This window comes from Caballeronia sordidicola (genome assembly GCF_001544455.2).
GTDB classification, from domain to species: Bacteria; Pseudomonadota; Gammaproteobacteria; order Burkholderiales; family Burkholderiaceae; genus Caballeronia; species Caballeronia sordidicola.
In genome coordinates this window covers 91,848-110,459 of the sequence record NZ_FCOC02000015.1, presented here as the reverse complement: position 1 = coordinate 110,459, position 18,612 = coordinate 91,848, and the positions used below count along the sequence as shown (strand labels likewise).

Genomic DNA, 18,612 nt, shown 5'->3' with positions numbered 1-18,612 from the left:
TAACTGTATGGATGTACAGTACTTTACTTGAATTTGATCCGGCGGGAACTGCCCCTTTTTAAACACGGAGCAGGAGACCGTCACCCAAAAATTGTCGGGAGTAGATGCGGTGGGCATTCTGGTCGGGACGGCTTCGTGGACAGATCCCACGCTTGTCAGGTGCAAGCGTTTTTATCCGCCGGGGTGTTCCAGCGCAGAGGCGCGCTTGCGGCATTACGCGTCCATTTTTCCCATTGTCGAAGTGGATTCCAGCTATTACGCCATGCCGAATCCCGCGAATTCCGTGGCGTGGGCGCAGCGAACGCCGCCAGGATTCGTGTTCAATATCAAGGCGTTCCGGCTTTTCACCGGACACCAGACCGCGCGCGACATGTTTCCGGCCGACTTGCAGCCGCACTTGCCGCGCAACGGCAAGACGAGCTTGTACTACAAGGATTTATCGGCGGAATTGCAGCAGGAATTGTGGTGCCGGTATTTCGAGGCCATTGAACCGCTGCGCGCTTCGGGCAAGCTCGGCGTGGTGCATTTCCAGTTCGCGCCGTGGGTGATCTGCAATCCGCACGGCATCCGGCATGTCGAACATTGCGCGGACGTCATGAGCGTGATGGACGGCTGTACCATGGCCGTCGAATTCCGCAACCAGACGTGGTTCGACGAAAAACGCCGCCATTCCACGCTCGCCATGGAGCGCGAGCGCGGACTGGTGAACGTGGTGGTCGATGAACCGCAAGGATCGACCAACAGCATTCCGGCAATCTGGGAAACAACGCATCCCGGACTCGCGCTGATCCGTCTGCATGGGCGCAACCATGAGACTTGGAATATCAAGGGCATGACGGCGTCATCGTCGCGATTCAATTACGAGTACAACGACGACGAACTCGATCCGCTTGCCCGCCAGATCATCGAAATCTCGAAAGCCGTCGATATGACGCATGTGGTCTTCAACACCAATTATGAAGACCAGAGTCAGAGGAACGCGTTGAGGCTGATGGGGTTTCTCGATCAGGCCTGACGCTGGATCATTGCTCGCTGTGCATGCTGAAGCCGGTCTGGCCAGGCGCAATATCTGCGCGTAACGTGAGCGCCGGGATGTCATACGCGCCGGCATTTTGCGGGCGAAATGCGATTGGCTCGGTGGTCCAGAGTTTATCGAGACGTTCTGCGAGCGTCTCGCACGCTTTCGTGAATCCCGCTTCGCCGACCCGGTCCGTCCTATAGATCACGAATGGCGGCAGCACATCGAAGCCTGGGTAATACAGGATTCCGTGCTGAATGGGGAACAGGATGTCGTCTATTGGACCATTGATACCGCGGGCGCTGTAATGCGATTCCCAGCCGCCCGTGGTGACCATCAGCATCGCCCGTTTCCCTGCCAGCGTGCCTTCGCCATAACGGTCGCCCCAGTGCGTGTCCGAGTGCTCGCCTACGCCATAGGCGAAGCCATATGCATAGACGCGCTCCACCCATCCTTTCAGGATTGCCGGCATGGAGAACCACCATAACGGGAACTGCAGGATGACTGCATCGGCCCATTGCAGCTTGTCTTGTTCCTCTGCAAGGTCCTTGGCCTGCCGGCCATTTTCGAACGCAAGCTTCGAATCGAGCGCGGGATTGAAACGTTCGCACGCCTGTCCGTCCATGCTGTCGCTGGCATCGAGCGGTGCTTTCCACTTCATTGCATACAGGTCCGAAACCTTCACAACATGGCCGGCATCTTCAAGATGTTTGACCGCAAAATCCTTGAGTGAACCATTCAGTGATTTCGGTTCGGGATGCGCATAGACAATTAGAACATTCATGGCTTGAGTCTTCCGTGCTGAAAAAAGGCAGCATGCATCTTCGTCCGGTATATTGGAAATGAATATTCAACATGCCAGGTATAACTGTGAATAATCTAAGACGTCTGGACCTCAATCTTCTGCTCACGCTCGACGTCCTGCTTTCGGAGCACAACGTGACCCGCGCGGCGGAGCGCCTGAATTTTTCGCAGCCGTCGGTGAGCGTTCATCTCGCCAAGTTGCGCGATGTGTTCGGCGACCCTTTGTTGTTGCCGGGACCTCGCGGCATGCGGCCCACGGCAAGAGCCGACCAGTTGCGCGAACCCTTGCGCGAAGCGCTCGAGGCACTCGGACGCGCGGTGTCGCCGGCCAGCCCTTTCGATCCCGCCGAAGCGGGCAACACGTGGCGCGTGGCCGCTGCCGACTATGCGGAATCGACTGTCGTGTTACCTGCGTTGGCCGGTTTGCGCGCGGCCGCGCCCGGCACCCGGCTGGCGATTGTGCAAATGGTGCCTTCACGCATTGCGCGGCAAGCGGAGCGTGGGGAAATCGACATTGCACTTCATACCAGCGACGGCGCGCCTGAAGACATGCACAGGCGAGTGCTGTTCAGCGAGCGATACGTGCTGGCTGGCCGCGCGGGACATCCGCGCCTGAAGCGCCGTCCCACGCTTGCGCAATTTTGCGCGCTCGACCATGTGATCGTATCGACGGATGGCGGCGGGTTTCGCGGCATCACGGACGAAGCGCTTGCCGAGGCAGGGCTCACGCGCCGGGTCGTGCTTTCCGTGCCGCACTTCCTGTTCATGATGCAGGTGCTGCAAAGCACGGATCTTGTCGCGATGATGCCCTCGCGGCTGGTCCGCAATGTAGGCACGCTGCGCGTGGTGGAACCGCCGGTCGATGTACCCGGCTACGAGATGGCCATGTTCTGGCATGAGAGATCGCATCGGGATGCCGCGCACAGATGGTTGAGGGAGTTTATTGCGCAGAGGGTGGCCGAGGGGAGGGATGGCCAAGGCCGGTCATGCTGAAGATGAAAGCTTTGTTGAAGGTGTCACAACGAGGTAATACCGCTCGTAATAATGGGTTCTGTTGTCGGCCCAACAATCCCGGAGCGAGACCCTGACATGCCGAACAAAACCACATCCGACCTTGCCGCGACCGTTTCAAGACGCGGTTTCCTGAAGCTGGCGGGCGCGTCTTCGCTCGCGAGCGCCGCAACCACGATGACCGGCTCGGCGCGCGCAGCCGATACAACGCCGGACGGCACGCCCGAGCAGATTCACCTGACCTGGGGCGACGATCCGTCGAGGGAAGTCGTGGTGAGCTGGGCTTCGCTCGCGCCGGCCGCCAATCCGCGCGTACGGGTGAGCACGGCTGGCAATGGCCATGCAAGGATCGTGCACGGCGTTCAGCGTACCTATACCGATGGGCTGAACGGTGAAATTGTCTGCACTTACCACGCGTTGATTCATGGTCTCGAGCCGGATACGGCCTATCAATACGAAGTCACCGCCGATAACGACAGCAACACCGCACAGCCGTTCAGCGCCTCATTCAAAACCGCGCCGCACGGCCGCGCGGCGTTTCGCTTCACGAGCTATGGCGACCTCGCCACGCCGAATACCGGCTGGGTGCTCTCGTCGCCGCAGAGCCGCTTTGCCGTACAAGCCGTCGAACGCTTCCAGCCGTTGTTTCATTTGCTGAATGGCGATCTCTGCTACGCCAATCTCAACCCCACGCATCAGCCGGAAGTGTGGCGCGACTTTGGCAACAACGCGCAAACGTCGGCGGCCAATCGTCCGTGGATGCCTTGTCCGGGAAATCACGAAGTCGAGTTTCACAATGGCGAGCAAGGCCTGGCGTCGTATCTCACGCGCTATACCCTGCCGGACAACGGTACGCGTTTCCGGGGCCGCTGGTATAGCTTTCGTGTCAGCTCGATCCTGTTCGTATCGCTGGATGCCGACGATGTCGTGTATCAGGACGCCGCTGCTTTCGTGGCGGGACCGGCTCCGCTCGTGCCGGCTGCGAGCACAGGGAATCCGCCCATCGATCCTGGCACTTCGTTCTATATACGCGGCTATAGCAAGGGCGAGCAAACGCGCTGGCTCGAAAAAACGTTGCGCCACGCGGCGCAGGACGACGACATTGACTGGATCATCGTGCAGATGCATCAGGATGCGCTGAGTTCATCGAAGACCGGCAATGGCTCCGACAAAGGCATTCGTGAAGCGTGGCTGCCGCTATTCGATCGCTATGGCGTGGACCTCGTGCTCTGCGGTCACGATCATGACTACGAGCGCAGTCATCCGGTGCGCGGCTGCAATCACCATGCAGGCTTCGATGCCGTCACGGGCGAGCGTGTCGATACGCTGCAACCGAGACCGGCCATGACGTCTCGCAATGCGAACGAGCCTATAGACACATCGCGCGGCACTGTCCACCTGATTCTCGGCGGTGGCGGCACGAGTGCGCCGCTGGATGTCTACGGACTGGACGCCGGGACCGGCAATCCGCAAGCGCAGGTGTTCACAAAGCCGAATCGGCCCATTCCCGGCACGTCGGCCAATACCTTCTTGCGCCGCCCGGCCGATGCGGTGGAAGATGCGATCTGGTCAGCGCAGCGAGACACGGGAACCGGCTACGGTATCGCCGTATTCGATCACGATCCGGGCACACGGCATGGCAATACCACCATCACCATGAACTACTATCACGCGCCGGGCGCGGACCAGACGCCGACGCCGGAATACGAACTCTTCGAGACTATTGTTCTGTCGAAGAAACGGCGCGGTTAGGACACCAGGTTGTGCGGATGAGCGCGGCGTACGTCAAGACGAAAGCTCAAGGTGACGCCGCGCTTAACGTATGGATTCGAAAATTCGTTAGTAGGACTTTATTATCCTTCAACTGTTTCCTTTTGCCGGTCCTTTACGCAATATTCAATGAGTCCGTTGATTGTTGCCGCAGCGTCATTGTGAATAGCAGGACCGTGCATTGGAAATATCGAATCTATCTCGTACTTCTTGATCTTGTTCAATGCGGCGTGCAAATACTCGATGGATGGAAGGTATCCGGACTTTTCTATCGACGTCACGATGTCGCGCACCGGATCCCCTGATCTCTCTTCCGTTGATCCAAATCTCATGAAGATGTCGGATGAAAAAAGCGCCTTGAGCCGGGGCAGATAGATGACCAGCGCATCCCACTGATGTACGTGTTTTGTGAAGATTGGAATGACGACTTCGCCGTTGATTGTGGTCGGCGCCTCGTCTTTCAGAGGCTTTGTCTTGACGGAGAAAACGTCAGCGAGTGCATGCGAGCAGATGGGGTGAGCATAGGCAACCAGATTTTTATTGTGCGAAATGAATTCTGGAAGAGCACCCATTTCATCGGCCTCAAAGTGAGGCACGATCACGCCGCTTACCGTTTCGACGTCTATTCCTGCAGAAAGCAGGTTCGACTTGAGCAGCGGAAAATCGCCCCTCATTCCGGTCTCTATGCAGAGGAGAGCGCCAGACGGCGACTTCACGAAAAACTGCGAGAAACTCAAATCCAGCTTTTCGATAAAAATACTGTTTCTGTAGACCTGGTCCGCAAATATCTCGACCTTCGACGAATTCATTTATGTGCCTCCATTGCAGTCTCAAATTGCCGAAGGGCGATACTTCCACGCCTTCCAAATTTTTCCAGATAGGCGCGCACGTAACTTTCGTTACCGTACAGGAATGCAATATCCGTTGGCACCATGCTTCGGATAGCAATCAGCGGAACCGGTGCCTGGAGTGGGCGAAACGCCTTGTTCCATAGCCCGGGTTCCTCGCAACCCTGGAAAAACTGACCGATCATCAAATGTCGTTCTACAAACGCGGGCTTTAGCTGCTTTTGCACATATTCTACTGCGCCTACAGCGTTATCGAATCCAGTAGGCACAATAATCCTGCACCGGTAAATGTCCTGCAGTGCGCCGCTTTGCAGGAATTCTTCCATATGCAACTCCAGGTCCGCTAATAGACCTGGAACGCTTTTCGAACGATTCCTGTAGAACTCGACGGATCGCTTCAGCATTGCCGCTTTTGCGAACGGGCAAACATCGCCAAGCCGTCCCAGTTCGGTATTAGGGGCGCAAAGAAAATCTTCTATCCAGTCGATGACCTTTGAAAAACCCGTGTCGGTTGATACTTCATCAAGAGACAGACGTTCTGAATCTGACAGGCCTGTTGCCATGGTCAACCTCGTCAATGGCTATTTCGTATTACTAATAAGTTGATGTATGCCTCGTCTTCAAGATGTCGCACCGTCGTTTCAGGCGTCCTGGCCTGGGAACAAGAAACCGTGCAACCGACAGAGGTCAACAGAACCGCAGCAAACGTCGCGCACCTTAAGGAATAAGCGCGCGCGTTTCATCCAGGCATCTTTTCACGCTCATTATTGTTCCAATGCCTGGGGCAGGGTTTCGCGCGTTCCACTAGCAACTTGTGACGGCGGCATTTCCTTGATGAGCCGCCCCCATTCGTAGTCGTAGTGGTCAGGCGAAAAACGGGAGACGCCCGCGCCTGGTGTGAACGTCAATTCGCCGAAGAAGATTTCATTGTCTGGCGCATAAAGGTCCACACGCACGTAACCGAGGCCGTCAGCGAGCAAGGTGGCGATCCGCACGACCTCATCCCAATTGGGCAGCGGCGGGGCCGGGACCGTGCTGCAAGGATATTCGCCCAACACGATGTCCAGCCTGTTCCACTGGGCGTCGTAGAAATCGTGCCTCGGACTGCCGAACCGGTCGGAGACCACGCCCGTATAAATGATCGGGTCGCCCTGTTTGCGTCCGAAGATATTCATCTTGAAGTCCGCAGGCACCGCTCCGCTTCGGTCGAGTAGCAGCTTCTCGAAGTAGATCCGGGGTTTTATCGACCGGTAATGCCGTTCGCGCGAGGCGAGATAGAAGTTGGTGGACAACCATTCATCGGCGAGTTCGTTGAGTTGCTCGAACGACACGGAAGACTTGTCCCTGACCACCTTGACGAATCCGCATCCGTGGTTCGCTTTCATGACAAATGAAGCGGGAAGCGAATCGAACACTTCTTGCGTAAAGACCTCAGGTGCTGCAAGCAATGGGATCAGATGCTTTTCTCCCACTTTGCTTTTCACGTACTCGCGAACGGCGAGCTTGTCGGTCAGCGTGCTCCAAAGCGGGTCCGGGTGGAGGCAACGGTCAAGAATGATTTCATTGAACGTTGCGGGATTCTTTAGATTGGGAAATCGCCCAACTCTCTTGCGATGCGAAAGAAGAACGAATACGGAATCGGGAAGAAAGCGTTTTATGCCATGAACTACACGATCGCGTACGGTAACGCGCTTTTTTCTTGCAGCGGCCTTACCGGGAAAATATGTTTGTTCCTTGCTGGCAAATTGCGCGGGAAGGAGATTTCTGAGTGCAGCCCCGAACCGCAAATGAATTGAATGTGTTCGCTTGCCTAGTTCGTCGGGTGTGCTCATCGGTATATCTCTCCTCGCTTGCGATGCAAGAGAATTGAACATGGCGCTTGATCACAAAGCGGCGATGACCGCCAGCTGGCATGTCGCCCAGGGCGAATTGAAATATCGCGGTGAGTCTTGAATGTTCAAATCTGTTTTATGCTGCAATGAAGCATAGGCGATCCGACAGTGCAAGGTGCCGCCATGGCCGAAAATCTTGAACTCTTGGCGCATTCGTATGAATCGACTTTTTGCTGCAGCGCATTTATTGTTCATACAGCGGCTATTTCGTGCTTTTTAACCATCGCTAACGCTGCTATTGTTGCGCGCTCTGAATCACGTGGGAGCGCAGTCCAGCTCACAAACTGCTTACACCAAGGCTATCCAGCAACTCACCACGGGCTGTGGCGAGCCACGAGCCGTTGCGTTCGCGTGGCCGTCCGCCGGGAACCGCGATCTCGCGTGCGATGTGGCCAGCGCCGCGGTTTCCCGTTGGTGTCATCAGCAGTACACGATCAGAGAGATAAAGTGCTTCGTCCAGATCATGGGTGACGAGCAGTGTCGCCGTCTTGCGGCCGCTTACGAGCGATAGCAGCAGGTCTTGCAGACGCATCCGGGTAATGGCGTCCACTGCACTGAATGGTTCGTCCAGCAGCAAGAGATCAGGGTTCGTAAAAAGGCCGCGTGCTATAGCCACACGCTGCGCCATGCCACCGGACAAATGCTTGGGCAACGAAGAACGCGCGTTCGCGAGACCCACTTGTGCGAGCAGTTCGCCGACGCGCGGATCGCTGCCCTGGCGAGACCCTGCCGGGAAGGCGACGTTGTCAGCGACATCGAGCCAGGGCAACAGGCGTGGCTCCTGGAAAACGACGCCTACCCGGCTGGATGGCCCTTGCTGACGCACGCCTTCAAGCAATATATCGCCGTCGTAGTTGCGATCAAGCCCGGCGACAATGCGTAGCAACGTGCTTTTTCCGCAGCCGCTCGGGTCAACGAGGCTGACAATTTCACCCTGCCTGATCGTGAGCGAAACGCTGTCCAGAACGGTACGCGTATCGTAGCGTTTGCCGCAGTGGCGGACCTCGAGCAGCGTGTCTTGGGATAACGTCAGCATTCGTTCGAGACACGGGTGTCGCGCCACGAAAGCACGCGGTTCTCGGCAAACTTGAGCACGGTGTCGCTGAGTTTGCCGAGCAGCGCCAGCAGAAGAATCGCGCCGAATACAAGGTCGGGGCGCCCTGTCTCGCGGCCATCGCTCAGCAGATATCCCAGACCACGGGTGGCCGCGATCAGCTCTGCGGCCACCATGAACATCCACGCAAGGCTCAAGCCGGTTCTCAACCCTGTGAATATCTGCGGTAACGATGCAGGCAGGAGAATGCGCATGAACAGCTCCGTCTGGCTCAAACGATTCACTTCGCCAAGCTCGACAAGCTTGCGGTCCACGTCGCGAATACCCGCCACGACGGCGAGATGCACGGGGAAGAATGCGCCAATGGCGATGAGCGTGATCTTGGGCGCTTCATCGATACCCATCCATAGAAGCAGGACCGGAACCCACGCAAGCGAAGGAATGGAGCGCAACGCCTGAAAGCTCGGATCGAACAGCGCGTCGAGCCGGCGGCTCAGGCCCATTGTCGCTCCGAAAGCGATGCCGGCCGCCGTGCCAAGCAGGAAGCCGGCGAGAACCCGCAAGCTGCTTGCGCCGATATGCCGCCCGAGCCGGTCGCCGCCAAGTTGCCAAAGCGCTTCGGCGATCGTGCTGGGAGCGGGCACGAGATGTTCGGGAACGACGTGCAGGCGTACCAGCGCTTCCATCAGCGCGAGGAATGCGACCGGTAGCAGAAGGCCCGCCATGCGCCAGCGCTGCAGCGCGGACTTTGGCTTGCGCTCTGGCGTGGACAGAGGGCTGGACAGCGTGAGCGAATCGTCCGGTGCCATCGCCAATGCCCCGGCCTGCCTACTTGCCACCAGCCGACGCAATGACCGGCTGGGCGATCCTGACATCGATCAGGGCGTCGATCACCTGGTTCAGATCCGTTCCCGGTTTGACCAACTGCTCCTGGGTAAGAATCGGCGCTGCCGCTTTCAGCGCGTCAATCTGCTTTGTTCCCGGCTGCGGCTGGCTGAAGTCGTTACGGCTTAATTGCAGCTTCGCAACCGGCAGCGACACCTTCGACTCTTCCGAAATAATCTTCGCCGTTTCATCCGGATGCGTGCCGATCCACACCCGCGCATGCTCGTACACCTTCAACACGCGCGCGAGCGTATCCGGGTGTTCCTTGATGAAGTCTTCGCGTGCATTCAGGAATCCATACGTATTGAAATCGACATTTCGATATAAGAGGCGCGCGCCGTCGTCGACTTGTGCGGCAGCCATGTGCGGATCGAGTCCGGCCCATGCATCGACTTGCCCGCTTGCGAGTGCGGTGCGGCCGTCGGGATGCTGCAGATTCACGATCTCCACGTCGTCGCGCGTCAGCCCGGCCGTATGCAGCGCACGCAGTGCAAAGAGAAACGGATCCGTGCCTTTCGTCGCTGCAATCTTCTTGCCCTTGAGATCGGCTACCGATTTGAGCGGAGAGTCCCGGCGCACCACGAGAGCCGTCCATTCAGGACGCGAGAAGATATATACGGCGCGGATTGGATTGCCGTTCGCCCGGCCGAGCACCGCCGCGAGACCGGCGGTCGATCCGATATCGATTGCGCCGCTGTTCAGGTATTCGAGCGCACGGTTGCTGCCAAGGCTCAGAACCCACTTGATCGTGGTGTGGTCCGGCGCGAACTCTTTCTCGAGCCAGCCTTGCTGCCTGATCACCAGGCTTTCGGGCGAATAGTAGGCATAGTCGAGTTTGATTTCCTCGGGCGCGGCCGCCTGCGCGATTGCCGGATACGACACAACCGTGGCGGCGAGCAACGTAACGCAAAGGGCCGCCACGCGGCTGAGAGAATGAAACAGTACTGCGCCCCGGCTGGATTTCATGGACTGGTCCTTAAGGCTTCTTTGAATAGCCCAACAATCTAACGGCGCCAGCCGTTGGAGAGAACCAATTAAAGTTCACAACGAAAGCAGGACGCGGCATATGCCCGCAATGGTTCCGACATTTTTAATTGCGCGGCCAGGTCTATCGATCAAGCAAAACTCCGGCAACCCGGGCCGCGTCGCATCAGGTTCTCCAGCTCTTCTTTAGAAATGACTTTTTATTGGTTCGGCTTTCCATCGGGTTCTCGCATAGTGGTATCTGGTGGCTATAAGCGGTTGCATTCTTCTGCGGATTGTTTGGGCCAACAGGCATAGGCGTCGTGCAGGTTGGCATAGAGAATATCGGGCGCTACAAACACGAACTGCTCGAGTACGCGACGAGCGTGTTGCAGCCGGTGGCGGGTGTCCGCTTGCTCGGAACCGCGATCGACAAGGCAAGCGTGCTGTCGTTTGTATTGAAGGGTTATGAGGCGGAGAAAGTAGGGCGGGCGCTCAACGAAAAATCCTATGTCCGTGTCAATTGAGTTCGAGCACTTGCATATCGACGTCTGCTGGCGCAGGCACCGCGCGCCATCCCTCGTTCTGAAACCACAACATCCATGCCGAACATCGACACTCCGGGCGCTGAACACCGCTTGCCCACGCTTCCCGATCCAAACCGTATCCAGCATATTTCCGATGACGCACACGCGCTGGATACAGCTCGCCGCCTGGCCCTAATCTTCTCGCCCGGCGCGGCGAGGCGGGATCGCGAACGCCTGCTTCCCTGGGACGAACTCGACCTGTGGTCAGAAAGCGGCCTTGGCGCTATCACCATACCGCGCGAGTACGGTGGCGCCGACGTATCGCTTGCGACCCTGGCCGAAGTATTCGTCATTTTGTGCGCGGCCGATCCGGCGTTGGGGCAGATACCCCAGAATCATTTCGGTGTACTGGGCGTGCTTCGCGAGATCGGTACGCCTGCGCAGAAGCGGCGCCTGTACGACGAGGTCCTGGCGGGGCGTCGTTTGGGCAATGCGGGACCAGAGCGCCGCTCGGCAGAATCGTCCAACATTCTGCAAGGCACTACCCGTCTGCGCACGACCTCCGAAGGACTGCGCCTCGACGGCCGCCGTTTCTACTCCACGGGCGCCTTGTTCGCGCATCGCGTGCCGACCCGCGCAATTGACGACGAGGGTCGCGCGGTCCAGGTGTGGGTGCCAAGGGACGCGCCGGGCCTGACGGTAATCGATGACTGGAGTTCGTTCGGTCAACGGACCACTGCCAGTGGCAGCGTGGTATTCGATCACGTCCCGATCGACCCTCAAGACGTGCTTCCTGTCTGGCAGCTCGCCGATCGACCGGGCTTGTATGGGCCGACCTCGCAATTGATCCAGGCGGCCATAGATCAGGGCATTGCAGAAGCAGCGGTGTCTGATGCCATGTCTTTCGTCCGCGAACGCGCGCGGCCGTGGATCGATTCGGGTCAGGAACGTGCGGTGGACGACCCTTACATCATTGCAGATGTTGGCCGCCTCCAGATAGATCTGCACGCCGCTCGCGAAGTCCTGATCGAAACCGGCCGCGTGCTGGATGCAATCGCGTCGGAACCGGTCGACGCCGGGCTGAGCGCCCGCGCTTCGATAGCCGTGGCCGAGGCCAAGATACTGACCACGCGCATTGCGCTTGCGGCCAGCGAAAAACTGTTCGAACTGGCCGGATCGTCGGCGACGCGTGCGGCCCACAATCTGGATCGTCACTGGCGCAACGCGCGTACTCACACGCTTCATGATCCGGTGCGCTGGAAGACGCATCTGATCGGCAACTACTATCTCAACGACGTGTTGCCCGCGCGGCACTCCTGGAACTAAGCCATGGCATTTTCCCACGCCGAAAGAAGCGCGGCAGCCACGTTGCAAGGTCAGGCGTTCCCCGCACGCCCGGCTCGCGTGCCCGACTTGATTCATGACGACGCGCAGGCGCTGAACGTCGCAAAACGGCTCGCGGATGAGTTTTCAATCGATGCCGCGCTGCGTGATCGTGAACGCCGCTTGCCGTGGGTTGAACTCGACGCGTTTGTATCGAGCGGACTTTGGGGATTGACCGTGCCACGCGCCTATGGCGGGGCAGGCGTGAGCAACGGTGCCCTGGCGGAAGTCGTCGCCACGATCTCCGCTGCCGACGGATCGCTCGGGCAGATTCCGCAAAACCACTACTACGCGCTGGAGGTTTTGCGCGTGGGTGGAACGCACGCTCAGCGCCGCTTTTTCTACGAGCGTGTCTTGGCGGGCGAACGTTTTGGCAATGCGCTTGCCGAGATTGGCCGGAAGGACTTCAAACGCCGCACGCGGCTCACGCGTGCGGCCGGTGACTGGTATATCGATGGACAGAAGTTTTATTGCACTGGCGCCCTGTATGCGCACTGGATCCCCACGCTCGTTGTCGCCGACGAAGACGGCCAAGACGTCACTTACCTCGTCTTCGTGCCACGCGCGGCGCAAGGCGTGAGCGTGACCGACGACTGGGACGGCTTTGGCCAGCGTGTGACGGGCAGCGGCTCGGTCGAGTTCAAGCGTGTTCCGGTACAGCCCGAGTGGGTCGTTCCTTTCCAGACATCGTTCGAGCGTCCCACCACGATCGGTCCCTTCGCGCAGATCATCCATGCGGCCATCGACCTGGGGCAGGCTCGGGGCGCATTTGCTGCCATGGTGCCATTTATCCGCGAGCGGTCCCGGCCCTGGATCGATGCAAAAGTCGCGCATGCCGCCGCTGACCCGCTGACTATCGCCCAGGTCGGCGAACTCGCGGTGCAGATCCGGGCGGCAGAGGCGCTGGTCCGGCGAGCCGCCCGTGCAGTCGATGCAGCCCAGGCCGATCCGACGGAGCGTTCGGTGGCGGAGGCTTCCATCGCCGTTGCCGAGGCCCGGGCGCTCACGACCACAGCTTCCCTTGATGCCGGCTCGCGCCTGTTCGAACTTGCGGGAACGGCCGCCACGCTCGACGGCCTTGGCCTCGACCGTTTCTGGCGCAATGCGCGCACGCATACCTTGCATGATCCGGTGCGCTGGAAATATCACGCCGTGGGCAACTTTTATCTCAACGATAAACTGCCGCCCCGGCATGGTGCGCTGTAACCTGATGCGTCTGGTACATCTATCGCGCTTACCGGCCAAGCACGGAAATAAACGCCGCCGTTTCCGGATGCTTCGGCCGGGCGAAGACCTCTTCCGACAGCCCCGACTCGACCACCGTGCCGCCGCTCAGGAAAACGACTTCGCGGGATATCGATGCCGCGAGACGCAGGTCATGCGTCGCAAACAGCATGGTCATCCCTTCTTTGGCAAGCTGGCTCAATACATCGATGACTTCGGCCGCAAGTCCAGGATCCAGTGCCGAGGTTGGCTCATCGCATAGAAGAATGTCGGGAGACGGCGCAAGCGCCCGCGCGATCGCCACGCGTTGCTGCTGTCCACCGGACAGGGTGACCGGCCACGCGTCGGCCTTTTGCGAAATGCCCACCTTCTCCAGAAGCACGCCCGCGCGTGCACGCGCGCGCTCCCTGTCCCATCGCTGAACAGTAATCAGGCCTTCCATCACGTTCTGTATCACGGTGCGATGCGGGAACAACTGAAAGTTCTGGAACACCATGCCCGTCTTGCGGCGAATCCTTAGCACCGCTTCGCGAGAAGGCTGTTCGGTACGGCTGAACTCGATCCGTTCGTCCCCCAGTCTGAGTGACCCTGCTTCAGGCACTTCAAGCAGGTTCACGCAACGCAGAAGCGTGCTCTTGCCGCTTCCCGACTGCCCGATAAGCGCCGTTACCGTGCCCTGCGCGATTGTCAGGTCGACCGACTTGAGCACCTCGTGTGCGCCAAAGGACTTCTGGATTTTTTCAAGCGCAATCATTATTGGCTCCGCTTGAAAAGCGCATGTTGACCGAGTCTTCTTTCGAGCCGGACTTGGGCCGATGACAGCACAGAACTGAACACGAGGTAGATCAAGGCCGCTTCCGTGTAAAGGATGAGCGGTTCATAGGTGACCGATGCAATCCGCTGGGCTGCCTGAAAGATCTCGGGGACTGTCAGAACCGCTGCGAGCGAGGTGTCCTTGACGAGCGCAATGAATGCGTTAGCGAGCGCGGGCAGTGCAACGCGCGACGCCTGCGGCATGATGGTCCGACGCAGCGCTTGCGTGCGTGTCATACCCATGGAGTAAGCTGCTTCCCATTGTCCGGTGGGAATCGACTCGATCGCTCCGCGGATCACTTCCGAGTTATATGCACCCACATTCAGCGTGAAGCCGATGATCGCGGCGGTCAACGGATCAAGCACAATGCCGACGCTTGGCAGTCCGTAGAAGATCACGAAGAGTTGCACAAGCAACGGTGAACCACGAATCAGCCATACGTAGAATTGCGCAACCTTCACGGCCCATTGTGGCCCAAAGAGCCGGATGAGTGCGACCGTGAAGGCCAGCGCAAGGCCAAGCGCAAACGATGCGATTGTGAGCGGCACTGTGAACACGAGTCCTGCGTATAGAAGCGGCCACAGTGACTCGCCCATCAGATGCAGCCAGGCCGGCATATCGCGAATCCCTGAAAGGAAATGGTGGTGAAGCTGATCGCGATATTACTTCGATACGTCCCGGCCAAAATACTTCTGCGAAATTTGCTTGTAGGTTCCGTCTGCCTTGATATCGGCAAGCGCCTTGTCGATGGCGGCCAGAAGCTGCGGGTTGCCCTTCGGAATGATCACGCCGGAATACTCGCTGTCGGCTGAATCACTGATGGCCGCGATCTTTACCTTCGCATCCGGCTTGTGTTTTTTAAAGTCGAGAAAGGACAGGCTGTCGTTCACGGTCGCATCCACGCGGCCGGAGGTCAGCAGGTCGATCGATTCGTTGAAGCCCTGCACGCCCACTACCTCTGCACCATGATCCTTGGCGATCTTCCCGAAGTTGCTGGTGAGCGTGTTGGCGGACTTCTTGCCTTTCAGGTCGTCGAAGCTCTTGATGGAGGTATTGTCCGAACGCACGATCAGCGCCGCGTGTGAGGCAATGTACGGAGTGGAGAAATCATACTTGGCCTTGCGGGCGTCGGTGATGGCGACTTCGTTGATGACGGCGTCGTAGCGGTTGGCATCGAGCCCTGCGATCAGGCCGTCCCACTTGCCTTCCACAAACTCCGGCTTCACGCCGATGCGCTTGGCGATCGCCTCGCCTATTTCAACGTCGAAGCCTGTGAGCTTGCCCGATGCATCGTGGTACGTGAAAGGCGCATAGGTCCCCTCGGTGCCGATCTTGATGACACCGGCGCTCTTGATGCCCGCCAGGTCGCCCGCCGCGAAGGCGCTTGAAAGAGCGGTCAACTGTACGACGCCGGCCAAAAGCAGGCACTTGAGAATTTTCATGTTAGCGACTCCTTAAAAGCTTGATTGTTGATTATTCGCTTTTCGGCAATTATCGCCAAAACGCTTCGGCGCGACTGTATCAAGGCGCGGTGCTTTCACAAAGCACATCCACGCCGAAGGTAATGCGTAAATCGGATAAACGACGCTTGAACGGCAGGGTAGCGGTGTAGGCATGCGGCGTTGCAATATCGTTATTCCCGCAGTGCAACGGCGTTTATCGGAACAATGAGTGGCACGGCGCAGTGCGCGAATGATCAGGTCATCGATGTCTGAAAGGCGCTAGAGATTGGCGCATCCATAAGCCGTTCAACGGCGTAACCACTCGATTAGGTTGCTCGTGGCAGGACATCGGGTTGCTCGGGCTCGAAGAAGATTGTCTCTGCCAAATATTCCTGGGGACCGGATGCGTTGATGCGTTGATGCGGTCTCGCGGACGAATACGTCCGCGCATTACAGGGCATACGTCATGATTACTCATCCAAAGAGGTTGGCTCTTGCAGGCGTCTTCATCGCTGCGCTTGCCGGTACCGTTTATCTGCCGCGACTGATGCAAACCGCCCTTCATCACGATCAGTCCGCAAGTGATGGCGACGATAGTTCTGCGGCGGACATCCGTGACATGCCGCGTACGTCCGGCAACATGTCAAAGGATGCGCCTCCCGATCCATCGCCAGCGCGAATTCTTCAGGCGGTTCGCGACAGCCTGCACCGCAACGACCTTGCGTCAGCAGACGTGTTGCTGCGCGCGGCGCGCGCGCTCGACATCAACAACCCGCAAGCTATCGCGCTCCAGCATGACCTTGATGCGCGAATGCCGCTGACGCACACGGCGCCACCTGCGGCGCTTGCAAAGGGGGAGCCCACGATTCAGCAAGCCGAATCCCGCCCCGTTCCTCGGACGTCCCGCGTAATTAATCGAGCCGGGCCAGCACGCGAGCGGGCCAACCGCGTGCCACTTCGCGCACGCAAATCTGGCGATATCCGGGCCGGCGCTGTAGTAGCAAGGAACTCACCAGTCGAACCGGTAGTTCGGATTCGGGAGCAGAACGAGAAATCCGCATCTTCGGATGCGGTGACATTCCGAGACGATGCTGTAAATAAAGTCATGCCTGAGGTCGCCCCAGCGTCAGCGCCTGTGATTGCGGCATCACCGGTCATGCAACGGACCATTCAGCCTGAGCCTCAACCCATGCAACCGATACAACCGCCGCAAGGCCCCAAGAGCCGCGAGCAGGTTCGTGCGGAACTCGAACGCGCTCGCACCGACGGCAGCCTGCCGCGCTTCGGCAATCCCGATCCTGCCGGCCCAGGCGTTACAACGATTTCGAAGGCGCTGCTGGAGACGCCCAACCATTAAGCCGCCACCCGACCCGAAGCCCGATTTCTTCGTTTCCTTCGAGTGCGCATCGTCAAGTCTCCCGCCGTCCACGCTGCAAGACCCGCCCCAGCGGCGTCCTGTGCAGCACTTCCTGCGCCGCCGCCTCCAAGGCCGCCCACCAGCCCACCGCTGGCCACGTGCAACGCGATTCGGTTCGTGCCGCCTTCTTCCCACGAAGCCGCATCGGCGGAGTAACGCGCGTAGCCTGCCATGTCACCCGCGTCCTTTGCGGCTTGTGCTGCGTCGCGCGCGTCTTGCCTCTTGCCATCCGCATACTCGCCAATACGCCTGGATGTCGCTTCGCTTGCCGCGCCCACCGCACTCATCATGTCGGATTGCTTTTCAAGCAGGTTGTTCACGTCAGGCAGCTTCGACACCGCGCCGTTCGCGCCGGTCGTGTCACGGCTCAGGTTTGCAATGTCCTGCGTCTGATGATCCTGGTCCGTGATATTGATCGTACCGCTGCTGATCGCGCTTCGCGTCGTGGCGCTCGAACTGCCGCTGTCGCTTGCAAACGTCGGCAGGAGTCCACCCGAGTTATGCACCGAGTCCGTTCCATGCGTCGCATAGTTGTTGCCGCCGCTTCCAACTCCACCGCCCGCCGTGATGCCGAAGCTGTTCGCGTCATAGCTCGAATGGTTTGAGATATCGGAGAAGGAGAGGGTGCCGGTCGTCAGGCTGTTCTTCGACGCGTCGGCATCGCTTGCGATCACCGCACCGTGCAAGTCCGTATTGCCCTTCACGGTAATGTCAAAGCCACCGGTTCCTGCACGAATGCCCGACTGTTCCTCAACGCCCCGATAGTCACCGCTTGCATTGCCCGCGCTGTGGTTGAAGCTGCCCGATGCACCGCTTGAACTGATCGCGAAGCCGCCACCGGTACTGTCCTGATGCGCCGCGCTCGTGCTCGTGTCTTGGGTACTGGCGATGTTCAAATTGCCGCCCACGTCCACGTTTACGCTTTTGCCATTCACGTTCGCGCCAATGATGTTTGTATCGCCACCGCTCGCGATCACCACCGCGTTCGCTGCATTGACATGGGTGTTGTTCTGAGATTGAGAATCGGAGTTCGCACGGCCATGCGCTTTGGACATCGACGCATCGACACCAATTCCACCGGTTCCCACCGATACGCCCACGCCCGCGCTCAGGATCACGTTGCTGGCGTTCACGTCGGAACCGGCGATGTTGACGTTTCCGCCCGTGGCAACGAACGCCGCCGTGCCACCTGCTGTCACCGTCGAACCCGTGTTGTTTGTACGATCTTCGCTAAACTAGCTCGTTTTGGGGCAAACAACGTGCTTCATTTGCATTCGGCCTTCGTGTTCTCGTGCAAGCCATCCGAAGTTTTCAATATTAATTAGCTGCCCGCAGACGAAGCACCGATTTGGCCATCCGTGAGCACGCCAATTCGCGATTTCGTGGAACTCGACCCCGTGTGCATATGCAGTCCACTCGCTTCGAGACATACCTAAGGCGTCATGCACCGGGATAGTCCTGTCCATATCTGCCAGAACCTCATCAGAAATTTCTTCGGCCTGCTCATCAGTGATGAGTCCCTCAATCAGATCTTGCAGTAAATCGTGTGTTTTCATGGCA

General features: G+C 58.7%; 17 protein-coding genes and 2 pseudogenes. 7 read left to right on the top strand and 12 right to left on the bottom strand.

Features of this window, described 5'->3' with window-relative positions; all coding sequences use genetic code 11:
* Positions 1 to 109 precede the first annotated feature (109 nt).
* On the top strand, positions 110 to 1,015 hold the full coding sequence (locus AWB64_RS21710) for a DUF72 domain-containing protein (RefSeq protein WP_060857497.1): 906 nt from the start codon (positions 110 to 112) through the stop codon (positions 1,013 to 1,015).
* Positions 1,016 to 1,022: 7 nt separating this feature from the next.
* Here AWB64_RS21710 and AWB64_RS21705 read toward each other — a convergent pair whose 3' ends face one another.
* Positions 1,023 to 1,802, bottom strand: a complete 780-nt coding sequence (locus tag AWB64_RS21705) for an NAD(P)H-dependent oxidoreductase (RefSeq protein ID WP_060857496.1) — start codon at positions 1,800 to 1,802, stop codon at positions 1,023 to 1,025.
* An 86-nt stretch (positions 1,803 to 1,888) separates the two neighbouring features.
* On the opposite strand from AWB64_RS21705, the gene AWB64_RS21700 reads away from it, so the two are divergent.
* Positions 1,889 to 2,815: a LysR family transcriptional regulator gene (locus tag AWB64_RS21700; protein WP_208603297.1), complete on the top strand. Its 927-nt coding sequence runs from the start codon at positions 1,889 to 1,891 to the stop codon at positions 2,813 to 2,815.
* Positions 2,816 to 2,911: 96 nt separating this feature from the next.
* Complete coding sequence (locus AWB64_RS21695; RefSeq protein ID WP_060857494.1) at positions 2,912 to 4,585, top strand: purple acid phosphatase family protein; 1,674 nt, start codon at positions 2,912 to 2,914, stop codon at positions 4,583 to 4,585.
* A 101-nt stretch (positions 4,586 to 4,686) separates the two neighbouring features.
* Here AWB64_RS21695 and AWB64_RS21690 read toward each other — a convergent pair whose 3' ends face one another.
* The 6 genes from AWB64_RS21690 to AWB64_RS21665 form a co-directional block, all read right to left on the bottom strand.
* Positions 4,687 to 5,412, bottom strand: a complete 726-nt coding sequence (locus AWB64_RS21690; protein ID WP_060857493.1) for an oxygen-binding di-iron domain-containing protein — start codon at positions 5,410 to 5,412, stop codon at positions 4,687 to 4,689.
* On the bottom strand, positions 5,409 to 6,014 hold the full coding sequence (locus tag AWB64_RS21685) for a DUF6875 domain-containing protein (protein WP_060857492.1): 606 nt from the start codon (positions 6,012 to 6,014) through the stop codon (positions 5,409 to 5,411). The genes AWB64_RS21690 and AWB64_RS21685 overlap by 4 nt, the downstream gene beginning before the upstream one ends.
* A gap of 201 nt (positions 6,015 to 6,215) precedes the next feature.
* A complete protein-coding gene (locus AWB64_RS21680) occupies positions 6,216 to 7,283 on the bottom strand; it encodes an ATP-grasp fold amidoligase family protein (protein WP_082850577.1) in 1,068 nt (355 codons plus the stop codon).
* A gap of 337 nt (positions 7,284 to 7,620) precedes the next feature.
* A complete protein-coding gene (locus AWB64_RS21675; RefSeq protein ID WP_063493258.1) occupies positions 7,621 to 8,379 on the bottom strand; it encodes an ABC transporter ATP-binding protein in 759 nt (252 codons plus the stop codon).
* The gene (locus tag AWB64_RS21670; protein ID WP_060857491.1) at positions 8,373 to 9,206 is read right to left on the bottom strand and encodes an ABC transporter permease; all 834 of its coding nucleotides are present in this window, start codon (positions 9,204 to 9,206) and stop codon (positions 8,373 to 8,375) included. The genes AWB64_RS21675 and AWB64_RS21670 overlap by 7 nt, the downstream gene beginning before the upstream one ends.
* 19 nt (positions 9,207 to 9,225) lie before the next feature.
* Positions 9,226 to 10,248, bottom strand: a complete 1,023-nt coding sequence (locus AWB64_RS21665; protein WP_082850576.1) for an aliphatic sulfonate ABC transporter substrate-binding protein — start codon at positions 10,246 to 10,248, stop codon at positions 9,226 to 9,228.
* A 317-nt stretch (positions 10,249 to 10,565) separates the two neighbouring features.
* On the opposite strand from AWB64_RS21665, the pseudogene AWB64_RS21660 reads away from it, so the two are divergent.
* The 3 genes and pseudogenes from AWB64_RS21660 to AWB64_RS21650 form a co-directional block, all read left to right on the top strand.
* Positions 10,566 to 10,751 (top strand): annotated as a pseudogene (locus AWB64_RS21660) (aminotransferase class V-fold PLP-dependent enzyme); the annotation flags it as partial.
* 96 nt (positions 10,752 to 10,847) lie between these two features.
* Positions 10,848 to 12,098, top strand: coding sequence for an SfnB family sulfur acquisition oxidoreductase (locus tag AWB64_RS21655; RefSeq protein WP_060857489.1), 1,251 nt, complete (start codon positions 10,848 to 10,850; stop codon positions 12,096 to 12,098).
* 3 nt (positions 12,099 to 12,101) lie between these two features.
* On the top strand, positions 12,102 to 13,361 hold the full coding sequence (locus AWB64_RS21650; RefSeq protein WP_075643321.1) for an SfnB family sulfur acquisition oxidoreductase: 1,260 nt from the start codon (positions 12,102 to 12,104) through the stop codon (positions 13,359 to 13,361).
* A 28-nt stretch (positions 13,362 to 13,389) separates the two neighbouring features.
* Here the strand turns inward: AWB64_RS21650 and AWB64_RS21645 are convergent, their stop codons facing one another.
* Genes AWB64_RS21645 through AWB64_RS21635 form a run of 3 tightly spaced genes read right to left on the bottom strand, consistent with a single transcriptional unit; the run spans position 13,390 to position 15,635 of the window.
* The gene (locus AWB64_RS21645; RefSeq protein WP_060857488.1) at positions 13,390 to 14,133 is read right to left on the bottom strand and encodes an amino acid ABC transporter ATP-binding protein; all 744 of its coding nucleotides are present in this window, start codon (positions 14,131 to 14,133) and stop codon (positions 13,390 to 13,392) included.
* Positions 14,133 to 14,810: an amino acid ABC transporter permease gene (locus tag AWB64_RS21640; RefSeq protein WP_060857487.1), complete on the bottom strand. Its 678-nt coding sequence runs from the start codon at positions 14,808 to 14,810 to the stop codon at positions 14,133 to 14,135. Before AWB64_RS21640 ends, AWB64_RS21645 begins: the two co-directional genes overlap by 1 nt.
* 45 nt (positions 14,811 to 14,855) lie before the next feature.
* Positions 14,856 to 15,635: an amino acid ABC transporter substrate-binding protein gene (locus AWB64_RS21635; RefSeq protein WP_060857486.1), complete on the bottom strand. Its 780-nt coding sequence runs from the start codon at positions 15,633 to 15,635 to the stop codon at positions 14,856 to 14,858.
* 466 nt (positions 15,636 to 16,101) lie between these two features.
* Here AWB64_RS21635 and AWB64_RS32610 point away from each other — a divergent pair, with 466 nt between their 5' ends.
* The gene (locus AWB64_RS32610; RefSeq protein WP_060857485.1) at positions 16,102 to 16,992 is read left to right on the top strand and encodes a DUF4148 domain-containing protein; all 891 of its coding nucleotides are present in this window, start codon (positions 16,102 to 16,104) and stop codon (positions 16,990 to 16,992) included.
* A 53-nt stretch (positions 16,993 to 17,045) separates the two neighbouring features.
* Here AWB64_RS32610 and AWB64_RS21625 read toward each other — a convergent pair.
* Positions 17,046 to 18,287, bottom strand: a pseudogene (locus AWB64_RS21625) (hemagglutinin repeat-containing protein); the annotation flags it as partial.
* The gene (locus AWB64_RS32325) at positions 18,288 to 18,608 is read right to left on the bottom strand and encodes a hypothetical protein (RefSeq protein ID WP_060857483.1); all 321 of its coding nucleotides are present in this window, start codon (positions 18,606 to 18,608) and stop codon (positions 18,288 to 18,290) included. It abuts the pseudogene before it with no gap.
* Positions 18,609 to 18,612: the final 4 nt, after the last annotated feature.

What these genes read in the sequence shown, in the direction of transcription:
- AWB64_RS21685 (WP_060857492.1), bottom strand. Translation starts at nt 6,014, where the DNA reads ATGGCAACAGGCCTGTCAGATTCAGAACGTCTGTCTCTTGATGAAGTA.
- AWB64_RS21665 (WP_082850576.1), bottom strand. Translation starts at nt 10,248, where the DNA reads ATGAAATCCAGCCGGGGCGCAGTACTGTTTCATTCTCTCAGCCGCGTG.
- AWB64_RS32610 (WP_060857485.1), top strand. Translation starts at nt 16,102, where the DNA reads ATGATTACTCATCCAAAGAGGTTGGCTCTTGCAGGCGTCTTCATCGCT.
- AWB64_RS32325 (WP_060857483.1), bottom strand. Translation starts at nt 18,608, where the DNA reads ATGAAAACACACGATTTACTGCAAGATCTGATTGAGGGACTCATCACT.
- AWB64_RS21650 (WP_075643321.1), top strand. Translation starts at nt 12,102, where the DNA reads ATGGCATTTTCCCACGCCGAAAGAAGCGCGGCAGCCACGTTGCAAGGT.
- AWB64_RS21645 (WP_060857488.1), bottom strand. Translation starts at nt 14,133, where the DNA reads ATGATTGCGCTTGAAAAAATCCAGAAGTCCTTTGGCGCACACGAGGTG.
- AWB64_RS21655 (WP_060857489.1), top strand. Translation starts at nt 10,848, where the DNA reads ATGCCGAACATCGACACTCCGGGCGCTGAACACCGCTTGCCCACGCTT.
- AWB64_RS21635 (WP_060857486.1), bottom strand. Translation starts at nt 15,635, where the DNA reads ATGAAAATTCTCAAGTGCCTGCTTTTGGCCGGCGTCGTACAGTTGACC.
- AWB64_RS21680 (WP_082850577.1), bottom strand. Translation starts at nt 7,283, where the DNA reads ATGAGCACACCCGACGAACTAGGCAAGCGAACACATTCAATTCATTTG.
- AWB64_RS21705 (WP_060857496.1), bottom strand. Translation starts at nt 1,802, where the DNA reads ATGAATGTTCTAATTGTCTATGCGCATCCCGAACCGAAATCACTGAAT.
- AWB64_RS21670 (WP_060857491.1), bottom strand. Translation starts at nt 9,206, where the DNA reads ATGGCACCGGACGATTCGCTCACGCTGTCCAGCCCTCTGTCCACGCCA.
- AWB64_RS21640 (WP_060857487.1), bottom strand. Translation starts at nt 14,810, where the DNA reads ATGCCGGCCTGGCTGCATCTGATGGGCGAGTCACTGTGGCCGCTTCTA.
- AWB64_RS21675 (WP_063493258.1), bottom strand. Translation starts at nt 8,379, where the DNA reads ATGCTGACGTTATCCCAAGACACGCTGCTCGAGGTCCGCCACTGCGGC.
- AWB64_RS21695 (WP_060857494.1), top strand. Translation starts at nt 2,912, where the DNA reads ATGCCGAACAAAACCACATCCGACCTTGCCGCGACCGTTTCAAGACGC.
- AWB64_RS21690 (WP_060857493.1), bottom strand. Translation starts at nt 5,412, where the DNA reads ATGAATTCGTCGAAGGTCGAGATATTTGCGGACCAGGTCTACAGAAAC.